General features: G+C 70.3%; 13 protein-coding genes. 11 read left to right on the top strand and 2 right to left on the bottom strand.

Annotation, left to right across the window (positions count from 1 at the left end):
* The first annotated feature begins 174 nt into the window (after window positions 1–174).
* Complete coding sequence (locus tag CRP49_RS47350) at window positions 175–318, top strand: hypothetical protein (RefSeq protein ID WP_179852009.1); 144 nt, start codon at window positions 175–177, stop codon at window positions 316–318.
* A gap of 11 nt (window positions 319–329) precedes the next feature.
* On the opposite strand, the gene CRP49_RS40990 is transcribed toward CRP49_RS47350, so the two are convergent.
* Together CRP49_RS40990 and CRP49_RS40985 are read right to left on the bottom strand one after the other, a co-directional pair.
* On the bottom strand, window positions 330–1,013 hold the full coding sequence (locus CRP49_RS40990; RefSeq protein WP_097258446.1) for an RICIN domain-containing protein: 684 nt from the start codon (window positions 1,011–1,013) through the stop codon (window positions 330–332).
* Window positions 1,014–1,088: 75 nt separating this feature from the next.
* On the bottom strand, window positions 1,089–3,320 hold the full coding sequence (locus CRP49_RS40985) for an alpha-L-fucosidase (protein WP_097258445.1): 2,232 nt from the start codon (window positions 3,318–3,320) through the stop codon (window positions 1,089–1,091).
* A 434-nt stretch (window positions 3,321–3,754) separates the two neighbouring features.
* Here CRP49_RS40985 and CRP49_RS40980 point away from each other — a divergent pair, with 434 nt between their 5' ends.
* The 10 genes from CRP49_RS40980 (at window position 3,755) to CRP49_RS40935 (ending at window position 13,687) form a co-directional block, all read left to right on the top strand.
* Window positions 3,755–4,819, top strand: a complete 1,065-nt coding sequence (locus CRP49_RS40980; RefSeq protein WP_097258444.1) for a sugar ABC transporter substrate-binding protein — start codon at window positions 3,755–3,757, stop codon at window positions 4,817–4,819.
* Between the two features lie 43 nt (window positions 4,820–4,862).
* Window positions 4,863–6,425 (top strand): sugar ABC transporter ATP-binding protein, encoded by a 1,563-nt coding sequence (locus CRP49_RS40975; RefSeq protein WP_097258443.1) that lies wholly within the window; start codon window positions 4,863–4,865, stop codon window positions 6,423–6,425.
* A gap of 4 nt (window positions 6,426–6,429) precedes the next feature.
* Window positions 6,430–7,473 (top strand): ABC transporter permease, encoded by a 1,044-nt coding sequence (locus tag CRP49_RS40970; protein ID WP_097258442.1) that lies wholly within the window; start codon window positions 6,430–6,432, stop codon window positions 7,471–7,473.
* A 95-nt stretch (window positions 7,474–7,568) separates the two neighbouring features.
* Window positions 7,569–8,903 (top strand): L-fuconate dehydratase, encoded by a 1,335-nt coding sequence (locus CRP49_RS40965; RefSeq protein WP_097258441.1) that lies wholly within the window; start codon window positions 7,569–7,571, stop codon window positions 8,901–8,903.
* Complete coding sequence (locus CRP49_RS40960; RefSeq protein ID WP_097258440.1) at window positions 8,896–9,798, top strand: amidohydrolase; 903 nt, start codon at window positions 8,896–8,898, stop codon at window positions 9,796–9,798. Before CRP49_RS40965 ends, CRP49_RS40960 begins: the two co-directional genes overlap by 8 nt.
* Window positions 9,789–10,226, top strand: a complete 438-nt coding sequence (locus CRP49_RS40955; RefSeq protein WP_097258439.1) for an RbsD/FucU domain-containing protein — start codon at window positions 9,789–9,791, stop codon at window positions 10,224–10,226. Before CRP49_RS40960 ends, CRP49_RS40955 begins: the two co-directional genes overlap by 10 nt.
* Window positions 10,223–11,266, top strand: a complete 1,044-nt coding sequence (locus tag CRP49_RS40950) for a zinc-binding dehydrogenase (protein ID WP_097258438.1) — start codon at window positions 10,223–10,225, stop codon at window positions 11,264–11,266. The genes CRP49_RS40955 and CRP49_RS40950 overlap by 4 nt, the downstream gene beginning before the upstream one ends.
* Window positions 11,263–12,024: an SDR family oxidoreductase gene (locus CRP49_RS40945; RefSeq protein ID WP_097258437.1), complete on the top strand. Its 762-nt coding sequence runs from the start codon at window positions 11,263–11,265 to the stop codon at window positions 12,022–12,024. The genes CRP49_RS40950 and CRP49_RS40945 overlap by 4 nt, the downstream gene beginning before the upstream one ends.
* On the top strand, window positions 12,021–12,653 hold the full coding sequence (locus CRP49_RS40940) for a bifunctional 4-hydroxy-2-oxoglutarate aldolase/2-dehydro-3-deoxy-phosphogluconate aldolase (RefSeq protein ID WP_097258436.1): 633 nt from the start codon (window positions 12,021–12,023) through the stop codon (window positions 12,651–12,653). The genes CRP49_RS40945 and CRP49_RS40940 overlap by 4 nt, the downstream gene beginning before the upstream one ends.
* A complete protein-coding gene (locus CRP49_RS40935; protein WP_097258435.1) occupies window positions 12,650–13,687 on the top strand; it encodes a sugar kinase in 1,038 nt (345 codons plus the stop codon). Before CRP49_RS40940 ends, CRP49_RS40935 begins: the two co-directional genes overlap by 4 nt.
* Window positions 13,688–13,711 lie beyond the last annotated feature (24 nt).

The following is a 13,711-nucleotide window of genomic DNA, read 5'->3' as shown; positions in this document are numbered from 1 at the left end:
CGCCGTGCGCACCTGGCTCCGGCCTGCGCACGCCGAGGTCCTGTCGGTCGAAGTGGACGACCACGCGATCCGCTTGAAGGGCTCGCTCCACGGACGGAGAGCGCGGGCGCACCCCTACCGCTTCCTAGTGCGGCTCCGGGACAACGGCGGGCATCTCATCGACGCCCTTGTCCCGTGGATCCGTACGGCGACTTCCACATCACCCTGCCGGTCGACGTGGTGGCGGAACTCCATTCCGGCCCTCCGGTGCGCGGGCCCGGCGGCGGGCTGGCGCTGCGCGTGCTCCGAACCGCCGATACGGTGCTGGGCCGACCGTAGAGCGGCGGCGGTCAGAGGGCGACCAGCCGCCACTGCTGGTTGGTTCCGTCACCGACGGGCCACTGGATCACCTTGGCGCCGTTGTCCGCCGATCCGCCCTCCACGTCCGCGCGCAAGCCGTTGCGGACGTTGACGAGCCGGACGTGTCCACCGCCCGCGTCGACGACCCTCCAGCGCTGGTTGTCGCTGGTGCCGTCCCGCCACTGGATGAGCTGGGCACCCTGTGTGGAGCCCCCGGGGCTGTCGACGACCTTGCCGCTGTGGCGGGCGACGAGGCGGAAGGAGCCGTCGGCGTCGGGCTGGAGCCGCCATTGCTGGTTCTCGCTGCCGGACCAGCCCCACTGGATGAGGGTGGCGCCGTCGGCGGTACTGCCGCTGGTGACGTCGAGCACCTTGCCGCTGCGTCGGTTTTCGAGCCGGAAGAAGCCGCTGAGCAGGGAGACGGTGAAGTCGGTGCGCTGTCCGGCGGTCAGTGAGACCTTCCTGGCGTGGGTGCCGAGGGAGGAGGGCGTGACGGTCGCGGTCGTGGCCACGGAGGTCATGCCGCGGCGGCTGATCAGCGTGACGTCCTGGTTGACGCCGGAGGTGACCGACAGGGTGGCGGTCCGGGCGTTCAGGTCCCAGGCGAAGCTGTGGATCCGGATCCGGCCACGGTCGGCGGTGCGTGGTGCTGGGGGAGTGGAGCGGTGACCCACCGTCGTGGTGACCCACCGCCGCCCGGTCGACTTGGAACGGAATCCGGGCGGCGGCGGGGGTCCGGGGAAAAGGGGTCAGACGGCCGTGAAGGACCACAGCAGGTTGGTGCTGCTGCCGTACGTCCACTGCTTGGTGACGGAGCCCGAGTCGACGTTGCCGCCGCCGTCGAGGACCAGGCCGGTGGTGCGGTTGGCGATCGAATAAAGGTCGCCGCCCCGGTGGGTGATCTTCCACTGCTGGTTGGTGCCCCCGTTCCAGGGAGCCTGCCGGGCGGGGGAGCCGTCGGCGGTGGCACCCCAGCCGTCGGCGACCATGCCGTTCGTCCGGTTGACCAGCCGGTAGTAGCCGCCTCCGACGGCCTCCGCCTGCCACTGCAGATTGGAGCTGCCGTTCCAGGTCCACTGCTTGAGGTTGGACCCGGAGGCCACGCCGCCGCCACTGTCCAGGGCGAGGCCGTTGGTGACGTTGGTGATCCGGAAGTAGGTCGCCGGGTTGAACTGGACCCTCAGCGAGGCGATCTGATCGTTGTTGCCGGTGACCCGCAGGTCGGGGTTCTCGGCGGTGAACGTCCAGGAGGTGCCGCTGAAGTTGTCCCCGAAGTAGCCGATCACCTGGTAGCCGGGGGCCGGCCGGAGGGAGGAGATGCTGCCCGCGCCCAGCCCGGCCGAGGTGAGGTCGGCCGTGGTGTAGTCACCGACGGTGAGTACGGCCGAGTTGCCGCTGTAGTTGACGTCCGTGGAGGCGAGGGCGCCGGCGAGCGGCCGCAAGCCCGGAATCGTGCCGGAGAAAGCGAGCTTCAGGACGTAGGCGTTGGCGTTGTACGGGGCTGAGGACGGCAGGGTGACCGTGAGGCCGGACGAGTTCTGGGCCGGCGTGGGCAGGTCGATGTAGGTGCCGGCGGTGGTGCCGAGGAGCTTCACAGAGGTCAGCGACGAGAGGTTGATCCGGTCCGAGCTGAGAGTCTTGATCGTCAGTGAACTGCCGGGCCAGCCCAGGACGGTGGCGTACAGGACGTTGTCGGCCTTGTTGCGGGTGAAGCGGATGTCCTGCGGCGTGCCGGCATGCGGGGTGGTGAACGCACCGCCGCCCATCTTCGTCGGGCCCTCGCCGTACGCCGTCCAGGCGCGGGTCGAGTACACCGACTCACCGAAGCGCTTCAGGTGGTCCCCGATACCGAGCAGGATGTCCTTCTGCGCCTGGGGGATGGTGCCGTCGGCCATCGGCGCGATGTTCAGCAGCATGTTGCCGTTCTTGCTGACCCGGTCGATGAACGAGTGCAGCATCTGCTGGATGGTGTAGTAGCCGATGCCCTGGGTGTAGCACCAGCTGCTGCTGGAGATGCTGTCGTCGGTCAGCCAGTACGGGGAGGTCAGATCCCCCGGACCGCCGCGCTCGTAGTCGAAGACCTCGCCCTTGCCGTTCATGCCGTCCTTGTACGTGGCGACGACCTCACGGCCCCAGCTGTTGGCCTGGTTGTAGTAGTACGAAAGGAAGTTCAGGCGCTGGGTCTCGTCCACGGCGTCCATCCTGAAGTCCTGCCACAGGATGTCGGGTTGGGTACGGTCGATGACCTCCTTGAGCTTGTCGAACCAGAGCTGATTCTCCGCGGCCGAGCCCAGCTGCCCGTAGAGTTTCTTGAGGCTGGGGTCCGTCTGGGCGGGGACGAACTCGTAGAAGCCGTTGAAGTGGTACGCGTGGTGCATGGCCACCAGCAGCTTGAGGCCCTTGGCGCGGATGGCCGTGGAGAACAGCCGCAGCAGGTCGAGCCCCGGGCCCTTGTTCACCGAGTTCCACTCGTTGACCTGGCTGTCCCACATGGAGAAGCCGTCATGGTGCTCGGCGACCGGGCCGGCGAACCTGGCGCCGGCGTCGACGAACAGCCGCACCCACTCGTCGGGGTCGAACTTCCCGCCCGCTGACTTCAGCTTCGGCGCGAACTTCACGAAGTTGCCCGCCAGGTCCTGCGCCCCGTTGATGAAGTTGTGGTACGGCCATGCCGACGGCTGGCCGTAGGTCGCGATGTGGTGCTGGTTGGCGTTGCTGCCCGCCTGGTACATGTTGCGCGGGTACCACTCGTTGTCGTAGGCGGGGACGCTGAAGACACCCCAGTGGAAGTAGATCCCGAACTTCGCGTCCTGGAACCACTCCGGGGCCGGCGGATGCTGGTCGACCGAGTTCCAGTCGGGCGTGTACGTGCTGGGCGCCGCCTGGGCGATGCCGGCACCGAACACACCTCCGGCAACGGCCGCCGCGGCGACGCAGGTGGCACCGGCGAGGAAGTGGCGTCTGTTGATCGAACTCGACATGGAGACATCCCTGGTGCAGAAGGGGACAGGGGAATGGAGGGCGCCGCTTGTTACGCATGAAGGTCCGCCATGTCTCCCTGGGATGTCAACCGGCGTGCAGGGATGAAAAGCGCCGCACGGTCAGGGAGTTTGCTCTGCTTAAGGCGTGTCTGATGCGATTTACGACTGCCCAAACATGGCATGTCTGTCGGGGCTTCACGGCCGATTTAGATCCATCCGAACGCGAGGATTGATGGGATGGATCTGTTGCCTTCTTGGCGTCGTCCCGCGTCCCGGGCGGCTTGCCAGCTGGCATTTTGATGCTCATTCGATCTCGGGGGTAGACAGGGTGCCGGGAGCGCGCCTATAAACATCCCATCTCTACCGCACGGCGATACGCAGATGTCGTCGAGGCGAATCATCTCCCGCTACGGGACCGGCGCGAGGAAGCACCGATGAGAGTCAGAACCGCCCTCTGTTCAGCCGTCTCCGCCCTGTCCGCACTGGCGTTGCTCAGCGCCTGCAGCAGCGGCTCCACCAGCGGTGCGTCGTCGAGCGACACGCCGCTGGTCGGCGTCGACTACCCCCGCTCCGACACCGACTTCTGGAACTCCTACATCAAGTACACGCCGCAGTACGGCAAGCAGCTGGGCCTGGACCTGAAGACGACCAACTCGCAGAACGACGTCGCCAAACTCACCGCCAACGCACAGACGTTCATCAGCCAGGGCGTCAAGGGCCTCGCGATGGCCCCGCAGGACACCGCCGCCATCGCGCCCACCCTCGCGCAGCTGGAGGCGAAGAAGATCCCCGTCGTCACCGTCGACACCCGCCCCGACAGCGGCAAGGTGTTCATGGTCGTACGTGCCGACAACCGCGCCTACGGTGAGAAGGCCTGTCAGTACCTGGGCACCAAGCTCGGCGGCAAGGGCAAGGTCGTGATGCTCGAGGGGGGCCTGGACTCCATCAACGGCCGTGACCGCACCGAGGCGTTCAACGACTGCATGAAGAAGAACTACCCGGACATCAAGGTGTTCGGTGAGGCCACCAACTGGGACGGCGCCGTCGCCGCCCAGAAGCTGCAGACCGATCTGACGGCCCACCCGGACATCAAGGGCGTCTACATGGAGGCCAGCTTCGCGCTGTCCGGCACGCTCCAAGTCCTCAAGCAGAAGGGCCTGTTGGTGGGCCCGAAGGACAAGAAGCACGTGTTCGTCGTGTCCAACGACGGCATCCCCGAGGAGCTCAAGTCCATCGCCGCGGGCAAGATCGACGCCACGGTCTCGCAGCCGGCCGACCTCTACGCCAAGTACGCCCTGTACTACGTCAAGGCCGCGATCGACGGGAAGACGTTCAAGCCCGGCAAGACCGACCACGACAGCACCATCATCCAGGTCCGCGACGGCGTGCTCGAGGACCAGCTCTCCGCCCCGCTCGTCACCGCCGACGGCGGCACCTACGGCGGCGTGCCCAGCGTCAAGAGCGACGACAAGTCGCTGTGGGGCAACAACCTCGGCTGATTCGCCTTCCGGAACAACGGCCCACGAGAACAAGGCGGTTGAGATGAGCGACGGGGAGCGAGCAGTCACCCCCGCGCCCGCCCCGGCGGACGACGGGCGGGCACCCTCGGACCCGCCCGTCGTCGAGGCGACGGGCATAGTCAAACGATTCGGCCCCACGCTGGCCCTGAACGGCGCCCGGGTCACCATCCGGCCCGGCGAGACCCACGCGCTGGTCGGCCGCAACGGAGCCGGCAAGTCGACCCTGGTGTCGGTCCTCACCGGCCTTCAGGCCCCCGACGAGGGAACGGTGTCCTTCGGCGGCGAGCCGGCCCCCCGGCTCAGCGACCGTGACGCCTGGCGGCAACGCGTGGCCTGCGTCTACCAGAAGTCGACGATCATCCCCACACTGACCGTCGCCGAGAACCTCTTCCTGAACCGGCACGACCACGGACAGAGCCGGCTCATCAGTTGGCAGGCCACCCGTCGCCGCGCACAGGACCTGCTGTCGACCTGGTCGGTGGACGTCGACCCGCAGACCCCGGCCGGTGATCTGAGCGTCGAGCAGCGGCAGTTCGTCGAGATCGCCCGTGCGCTGTCCTTCGGGGCCCGGTTCATCGTTCTCGACGAGCCGACCGCCCAACTCGACGGGGCGGCCATCAACCGCCTCTTCGACCGCATCCGCGACCTGCAACGCCAGGGCGTGACCTTCCTGTTCATCAGCCACCACCTCCAGGAGATCTACGAGATCTGCGACATGGTGACGGTGTTCCGCGACGCCCGGCACATCGTGACCGCACCGGTCGCGGAACTGCCTCGCGCCGACCTCGTCGCCGCCATGACCGGCGAGGCGGCGGCCGACCGGCGCGAGGAACGCACGAGCGTCCACGATCCCGGTGCCACGGCGGCACTGAGCGTTCGCGCTCTGCGGGGGGACGCGTACGACGACGTCAGCTTCCAGATCGGGGCCGGCGAGATCGTCGGCCTCGCGGGGGCGGCCGGCAGCGGTCGTACCGAGGTCGCCGAGACCGTCGTAGGGCTTCGGGCGGCAGCGGCGGGCGAGGTGGAGATCGCCGGGAGGCGGCCCCGGCCGGGCAGCGTGCCCGCGGCGCTCGCCGCAGGCGCCGGGTTCGTCCCGCAGGACCGGCACCACCAGGGCTTCGTTCCCGACATGTCGATCGCGGACAACGCCACCCTGTCCGTTCCCCGCAGGCTCGGCCCCAACGGGTTCCTCAGCCGCAGCCGCCGGGACCGGCTCGCCGAGGGCATGATCGAGAACCTCGCGATCAAGACTCCCGGTCCCGAACTGCCCGTCTCCGCCCTGTCCGGAGGCAACCAGCAGAAGGTCGTCATGGCCCGCGCCCTCGCCGACGACCCCCGGCTGCTGGTCCTGATCAACCCGACCGCGGGCGTGGACGTGCGCTCCAAGGAGTTCCTCCTCGGCAAGGTCGAGGAGACCGCGGCCACCGGCACCGGAGTGCTCATCGCCTCCGACGAACTCGACGACCTGCGCATGTGCGACCGGGTCCTGGTGATGTTCCAGGGCCGTGTGACCTCAGAGATCGCCCGCGGCTGGCACGACCACGACCTCGTGGCCGCGATGGAAGGAGTGGACTTGAATGCCTGAAGCAATGCCTGAAACCGTCCTCGCGGACACCGCCGCCGCCAAGGGCACGGAGCCGGCGCCCAAGCGGACCGTGCTGCTCGGCGGCCGGATACCCCTGGCCCGGCTGCGCGACCTCGCGCTCGTCCCGGCCATCGTGGTCATCGCGATCGTCGGACAGATCGTCAACCCGGTCTTCCTGCAGGCCGACAACCTCATCAACGTCCTGCAGACCATGTCCGAGATGGCCCTGCTGGTCCTCGCCCAGACGATGATCCTGATCGTCAAGAAGATGGACCTGTCGCTCGAGTCCACCATGGGCCTCGCGCCCGGCGTCGCGGCCTGGCTGGTCGTGCCGGTCGGCGCGGGCCACGGACTCGGACTGCTCCCCGGCGCGTGGTCCATTCCCGTCACCCTGGCCGTGGGCGCGCTCGTCGGCGTGATCAACGCCCTGCTGATCATCCGCTTCGGCCTCAACGGCTTCATCGTCACCCTCGGCATGCTGATCGTCCTGCGCGGCGTCCTCACCGGCATCTCCGGCGGTCAGACCTTCTTCCAGCTGCCGCATTCGATGCTCTACCTGGGCACCGCCGAATGGTTCGGGATGCCCGCGTCCATCTGGGTCTGCCTGGTGCTGTTCGCCGTCGCGATCGTGGTGCTCGGCTGGACCAGCTTCGGCCGCTCGCTGTACGCCATCGGCGGCAACGTCGACGCGGCGAAGGCGGCCGGCATCCGCACCGACCGGGTGCTGTGGATCGTCATCGTCACCGGCAGTGTCCTCGCCGCCCTCGCCGGACTGATGCTCTCCGGACGCCTGGCCTCCGTCGCCTCGGCGCAGGGCAACGGCTACATCTTCACCGTCTTCGCCGCCGCCGTCATCGGCGGGATCAGCCTGAACGGCGGCAAAGGCACCATGTTCGGGGCGTTCAGCGGCATCCTGCTGCTCTTCATGATCCAGAACGTGCTCACGCTCGCCGGCGTCCCCGCCCAGTGGATCGGCGCCCTCAACGGCCTGATCATCCTGGTCGCACTGACCATCTCGCGCATCACGGGCGGCAAGGTCCAGGAGTGAACCCGGCGGCCGTCCCGGACGCCCGACACCCTCCGCCGCCCCGTCTCTCGTCGCAAGGGGCCGTATCACCCCTGCACCTCACAGGAGTTGCCGCCATGTCATCCGCCCTGTCCGCTTCACCGGCCTCTGCCCGTATCACCGCCCTGGACGTGCTGGACGTGCGTTTCCCGACGTCCGAGCACCTGGACGGGTCGGACGCGATGAACCCCGAACCCGACTACTCCGCCGCCTACGTCGTCCTGCGCACCGACGCCGGAGACGGCCTGGAGGGCCACGCCCTGGCCTTCACCACCGGCCGCGGCAACGACGTGCAGGCCGCAGCCATCGCCGCCCTCGCCCCGCACGTGGTGGGGCTCTCCGTCGAAGAAGTCTGCGCCGACCTCGGCGCGTTCTCCCGCTCCCTCGTGCACGACCCCCAACTACGCTGGCTCGGCCCGGAGAAGGGCGCCATCCACATGGCCACCGGCGCGGTCGTCAACGCCGCCTGGGACCTGGCCGCCAAGCGGGCCGGCAAGCCCGTGTGGCGCTTCCTCGGCGAGATGTCACCCGAGGACCTGGTCGCGCAGGTCGACTTCCGCTGGCTGTCCGACGCCCTCACCCCCGAGGAGGCCCTGGAGATCCTGCGCCGCGCCGAGCCCGGCCGCGAACAGCGCATCGGCCGCCTGCTCGACCAGGGCTACCCCGCCTACACCACCACCCCCGGCTGGCTCGGCTACTCCGACGAGAAGCTGGCCCGCCTCGCCCGCGAGGCCGTCACCGACGGCTTCACGCAGATCAAGCTGAAGGTCGGCGCGGACCTGGAGGACGACATTCGGCGCTTGCGCACCGCGCGCGAGACGGTCGGCGACTCCATCCGCATCGCAGTCGACGCCAACCAGAGATGGGACGTCCAGGCCGCGATCGACTGGATGCGCGCATTGGCGCCGTACGACCCGTACTGGATCGAGGAGCCCACCTCCCCCGACGACATCCTCGGCCACGCCGCCGTGCGCCAGGCCGTCAGCCCCATCAAGGTCGCCACCGGCGAGCACATCGCCAACCGGGTCGTCTTCAAGCAGCTCCTCCAGGCCGGCGCGGTCGACATCGTGCAGATCGACTCCGCACGGGTCGGCGGCGTCAACGAGAACATCGCGATCCTGCTGCTCGCCGCGAAGTTCGGCGTGCCGGTCTGCCCGCACGCGGGTGGCGTGGGCCTGTGCGAGATGGTGCAGCACCTGTCGATGTTCGACTACGTCGCCGTCTCCGGCACGACCGAGGACCGGGTCATCGAGTACGTCGACCACCTGCACGAGCACTTCGTGGACCCGGTACGCATCGTCGACGGTCATTACCTGACGCCGACGCTGCCGGGGTTGAGCGCGCAGATGCACGCCGAGTCCCTCAAGGAGTACGCCTACCCCGACGGCCCCGTCTGGACCGCTCGTGTCTGACGCCCAGGCCCTCGTCGACGCCCACCACCACGTGTGGGACCTGGACGTCCGGCCGCAGCCCTGGCTGGACGAGCCCGGGCATGAGCCGATCCGCCGCACCTTCCGTTCGCACGAACTGCGATCGGCCGCGACCCGGCCGATCGCCGGACGGCGACTGACGAGCACGGTGGTCGTCCAGTGCGTCGCCTCCGTGCCCGAGACCCGCGACCTCCTCGCCCTGGCCGACAGCGACCCGCTGATCGGTGCCGTGGTCGGCTGGGCGGATCTGACGTCCCCCGCGATCGGCGACGTACTCGACGACCTGCGGACCGGGCACGCGGGCCGGTACCTGCGGGCCGTACGGCACGTCGTGCAGGGCGAGTCAGACCCGCACTGGCTCCAACGGCCGGACGTGGAAAGGGGGTTACGAGCGGTCGGGGAGCGAGGGCTCGGATACGACGTGCTGGTCCGCAGCCACCAGCTCCCGCAGGCGATCCGTCTCGCGGAACGGCTCCCCGGGCTGCCGCTCGTCCTGGACCACGCCGGCAAGCCACCGCTCGCCAGGCAGGACCTCACCGACTGGACTCGGCTGGTGCGCGCACTGGCCAGGCATCCCCAGGTCCGCTGCAAGGTGTCGGGGCTGATCACAGAGGCCGACCACGAGAAGTGGACCATCGACGACATCCGCCCCGTGTGGGACGTCCTGCTCTCCGCCTTCGGTCCCGACCGGCTGATGTTCGGCTCCGACTGGCCGGTCTGCCTCCTCGCCGGCGGGTGGAACCGCTGGGCCGCCACCGTCGAGGAGCTCCTGGACGGCTGCTCCGGGACCGAGATCCACGCGGTGCTCGCCGGCACCGCGACCGCCTTCTACCGCCTGCCCCCCGCCCCCGCGAAGGAGGGGACACCGTGCTCCTGACGGAACTGCTGCACCCCGGGATCCTTGCATCCCTGGCCGGAGCCGGCCACGGCGCCCGTGTCCTGCTGGCCGACGGCCACTACCCCGCGAGCACCGCCATCGGCGAGCGCGCCAGAGCCGTCCACCTCAACCTGGCCCCTGGTCTGCTGGACGTCACCACGGTGCTCGACGTCCTGATGCGTGCCCTCCCCGTCGAGGCGGCCCACGTCATGGTGCCGCCCGAGGGCGAACCGGAGCCGCCCGCCATCGCCGAGTACCGCTCGATGCTCGCGCCCGTCCCGGTCGACACGCTCGGCCGCTTCGAGTTCTACGACGCCGCCCGCTCGCCCGACCTGGCGCTGGCGATCGTCACCGCCGACACCCGTACCTACGCCAACCTGCTGCTGACCATCGGTGTCCGCGCTGAAGGGACCCTGACGACACGATGACTCTCGCCGTCCGTTACACATCCGCCCGCACCCTGGACACGGCTCCCGCGCTCAGCGCGCCGCCCGGTCCGGGTGAGGTGGAGCTGGCCCCCGCCTACGTCGGCATCTGCGGCACCGATCTGCACATCTTCCACGGCGACATGGACGCGAGGGTCCACACGCCCGCCGTCCTGGGGCACGAGATGTCCGGCCGCGTCGTGAGCGTCGGTCCGGGCGTGGAGGGCTGGCAGACCGGTGACGCGGTCACGGTGATGCCGCTGCGCTGGGACGACACCTGCCCGGCCTGCCGCGCGGGCCATCAGCACATCTGCCAGCACCTGGACTTCATCGGCATCGACTCCCCGGGCGCGATGCAGCAGCGCTGGACGGTGCCCGCCTCCACGCTGATCAGGCTGCCCGGCTCCCTCCCCCTGGACCGGGCCGCGCTCGTCGAGCCGACCGCGGTGGCCGTGCACGACGTGGGCCGGGCCGCCGTGCGTGAAGGCGAGAATGTCGTCGTGGTCGGCGGCGGCCCGGTCGGCATCCTGATCGCGCTGGTCGCGCGGGCCGCGGGCGCCGAGGTCCGGGTGGTGGAGCTGAGCGCGCACCGCCGCCTGCTGGCCGAGGAGTTGGGGCTGACGGCGTGGAACCCGGACGACGACGACGTGCCGGCACTGGTGCGGGAGTGGACCGGGGAGGCGGGCGCGGACGTCGCCTTCGAGGTGTCCGGCGCGGCGGCCGGCGTGGACACGGCGGTGGACGTCCTCGGGGTGCGCGGCCGGTTGTGCCTTGTCGCCATCCACCCCCGCCCCCGCGAGGTCAATCTGCACCGCTTCTTCTGGCGCGAACTGACCCTGGTGGGCGCCCGGTTGTACGACCGCGGCGACTTCGAGCGCGCGGTGGCCCTGGTGGCGGACGGCACGATCCCGGCCGAGCGGCTGATCAGCAAGGTCGTCCCGCTCATGCAGGCGCCCGCCGCCTTCGAGGCCCTGGAGGGCGGCGGCGACGTGATGAAGATCCTCGTGGACTGCACCGACGACGCCCAGGGAGTGGCCGTATGACCGCCTTCGACCTCACCGGAAAGCTCGCCGTCGTCACCGGAGCCCGGCGCGGCATCGGTCGGGCCATGGCGCGCGCGCTCGCCGGGGCCGGCGCGGACGTCATCGGGGTCAGCGCCTCGCTGGAGGAGTCCGGCAGCGCGGCCGAGAAGGACGTCCTCGCCGCGGGCCGCTCCTTCGAGGCGATCCGCACCGACTTCGCCGATCCCGAGGCCGTACGGGCCCTGGGCGCGGACCTCGCTGCGCGCCAGCGGCCGGTGGACATCCTGGTCAACAACGCGGGGACGATCCGACGCGCTCCGGCCGCCGAACACAGCGACGCGGACTGGGAGTTGGTGCTCCAGGTCAACCTCAACGCGCAGTTCGCGCTGGCCCGGGCCGTCGGCGCGCCGATGGTGGCCCGCGGCCAGGGGAAGATCATCTTCACGGCGTCACTGCTCAGTTTCCAGGGCGGCATCACGGTCCCCGGCTACACCGCCGCCAAACACGGCATCGCGGGACTGACCAAGGCGCTGGCCAACGAGTGGGCCCCACGCGGGGTGAACGTCAACGCCCTCGCGCCCGGCTACATCGCCACCGACAACACCCAGGCACTGCAGGACGACCCGGTGCGCAGCAAAGCGATCCTGGACCGCATCCCGGCCGGCCGCTGGGGCGACGCCGACGACCTGGCAGGCGCCACGGTGTTCCTCGCCTCCGACGCCGCCGCCTATATCCACGGCGTCGTCCTGCCCGTCGACGGCGGATGGCTCGGCCGATGAACGGCACCGACCCGGCCACCGTACTGGCAGGAGCCCGTCTCCTGCCGGTGCTGACCGTGCCGTCCACCGCGACGGCCGGCCCGCTGGCCGACGCGCTTACGGCGGGCGGCGCCCGGTGCGCCGAGGTCACCTTCCGCACCTCCGGCGCCGAGCAGGTGCTCAAGACGATGGCCGCCCATGGGGGGCTCACCGTCGGCGCCGGCACGGTCCTCACGCCCGAGCAGGCGGAGCGGGCCGTGGCGGCCGGGGCTCGCTTCGTGGTCTCACCCGGCTTCGACGAGGAGGTCGTCGACAAGTGCCGGGAACTGGGGGTGCCCGTGGTGCCCGGCATCGCCACCGCCACCGAGCTGATGCGCGCCCTGCGGGCCGGTGTCGACACCGTCAAGCTGTTCCCCGCCGAGCCGCTCGGCGGCCTGCGGACGCTGCGGGCGCTCGCGGCGCCCTTCCCCGGGACGCGCTTCGTACCGACCGGCGGGATCGACGCCTCCCGCATGGCCGCCTACCTCGCCGACCCGGCGGTCCTCGCCGTGGGCGGCAGCTGGATGGCCACCGTCGCCCATCTGGACAAGGGCGAATACGAGGACATCCGTCGACTGACGGCCGACGCGGTGGAGAGGAGCACGACGTGATCGACGTGGTGGCCCTCGGTGAGGTGATGCTGCGCTTCGACCCGGGTGAGGGACGGATCCGCACCGCCCGCTCCTTCCAGGTCTGGGAGGGCGGCGGCGAGTACAACGTGGTACGCGGACTGCGCCGCTGCTTCGGCCTGCGCACCGCCGTCGTGACCGCTCTCGCCGACAACGCGGTGGGCCGGCTGGTCGAGGACCTGATCCTCCAGGGCGGCGTCGACACCTCGCTGATCCGCTGGGTGCCCGAGGACGGTATCGGCCGCACCGCCCGCAACGGCCTCAACTTCGTCGAGCGCGGGTACGGCATCCGCGGCGCGCTGGGCGTCAGCGACCGCGCTCACACCGCCGTTTCCCAGCTGCGCAAAGGGGACGTCGACTGGGACACCGTGTTCTCGGCCGGGGTGCGCTGGTTCCACACCGGCGGCATCTTCGCCGGCCTGTCCGACACCACGGTGGACGTCGCCGACGAGGCCATGGCCGCGGCCCGCCGCCACGGCGTCACCGTCTCCTACGACCCCAACTACCGCCCCAGCCTCTGGGCCGGCCGGGGCGGCGCCGACGCCGCCCGCGAGGTCGACCTGCGCCTCGCCCGGCACGCCGACGTCGTGGTGGGCGCCCTGGGCCTGGCCGGGGCGTACCCGGGACAGGCGCGCGTCGGGGACGACGAAGTGGCGGACGCCCTCGCCGAGGTGGCCGGCCTGCTGCCCGAGGCGAAAGTGCTGGCAACGACCCTGCGCGACGTGCCCTCGGCCGGCGTCAACGACTGGTCCTCGGCCGCCTGGTCCGCCGAAACCGGCTTCGTCACCGGCCCCAGGATGCCCGGCCTGCAGGTCCTGGACCGCATCGGCTCCGGCGACGCCTTCGCCGCCGGCCTGATCCACGGACTGCTCAGCGGCACCGGCCTGGAGCGCGCCCTGGCCTACGGCACCGCCCACGGCGCGCTCACCATGACCACGCCCGGAGACGTCTCCATGGCCTCGCTCGCCGAGGTCGAGGCGCTCATCGCGGGCGGGTCGCCCCACGTCAGACGCTGACCGGCGCCCCCTTCGCCCGTATCC

Source organism: Streptomyces sp. Ag109_G2-15 (assembly GCF_900215565.1).
Classification (GTDB): domain Bacteria; phylum Actinomycetota; class Actinomycetes; order Streptomycetales; family Streptomycetaceae; genus Streptomyces; species Streptomyces diastatochromogenes.
This window is presented reverse-complemented; position numbering and strand designations above follow the sequence as displayed.

What these genes read in the sequence shown, in the direction of transcription:
- CRP49_RS40985 (WP_097258445.1), bottom strand. Translation starts at nt 3,320, where the DNA reads ATGTCGAGTTCGATCAACAGACGCCACTTCCTCGCCGGTGCCACCTGC.
- CRP49_RS40980 (WP_097258444.1), top strand. Translation starts at nt 3,755, where the DNA reads ATGAGAGTCAGAACCGCCCTCTGTTCAGCCGTCTCCGCCCTGTCCGCA.
- CRP49_RS40975 (WP_097258443.1), top strand. Translation starts at nt 4,863, where the DNA reads ATGAGCGACGGGGAGCGAGCAGTCACCCCCGCGCCCGCCCCGGCGGAC.
- CRP49_RS40970 (WP_097258442.1), top strand. Translation starts at nt 6,430, where the DNA reads ATGCCTGAAACCGTCCTCGCGGACACCGCCGCCGCCAAGGGCACGGAG.
- CRP49_RS40965 (WP_097258441.1), top strand. Translation starts at nt 7,569, where the DNA reads ATGTCATCCGCCCTGTCCGCTTCACCGGCCTCTGCCCGTATCACCGCC.
- CRP49_RS40950 (WP_097258438.1), top strand. Translation starts at nt 10,223, where the DNA reads ATGACTCTCGCCGTCCGTTACACATCCGCCCGCACCCTGGACACGGCT.
- CRP49_RS40945 (WP_097258437.1), top strand. Translation starts at nt 11,263, where the DNA reads ATGACCGCCTTCGACCTCACCGGAAAGCTCGCCGTCGTCACCGGAGCC.
- CRP49_RS40940 (WP_097258436.1), top strand. Translation starts at nt 12,021, where the DNA reads ATGAACGGCACCGACCCGGCCACCGTACTGGCAGGAGCCCGTCTCCTG.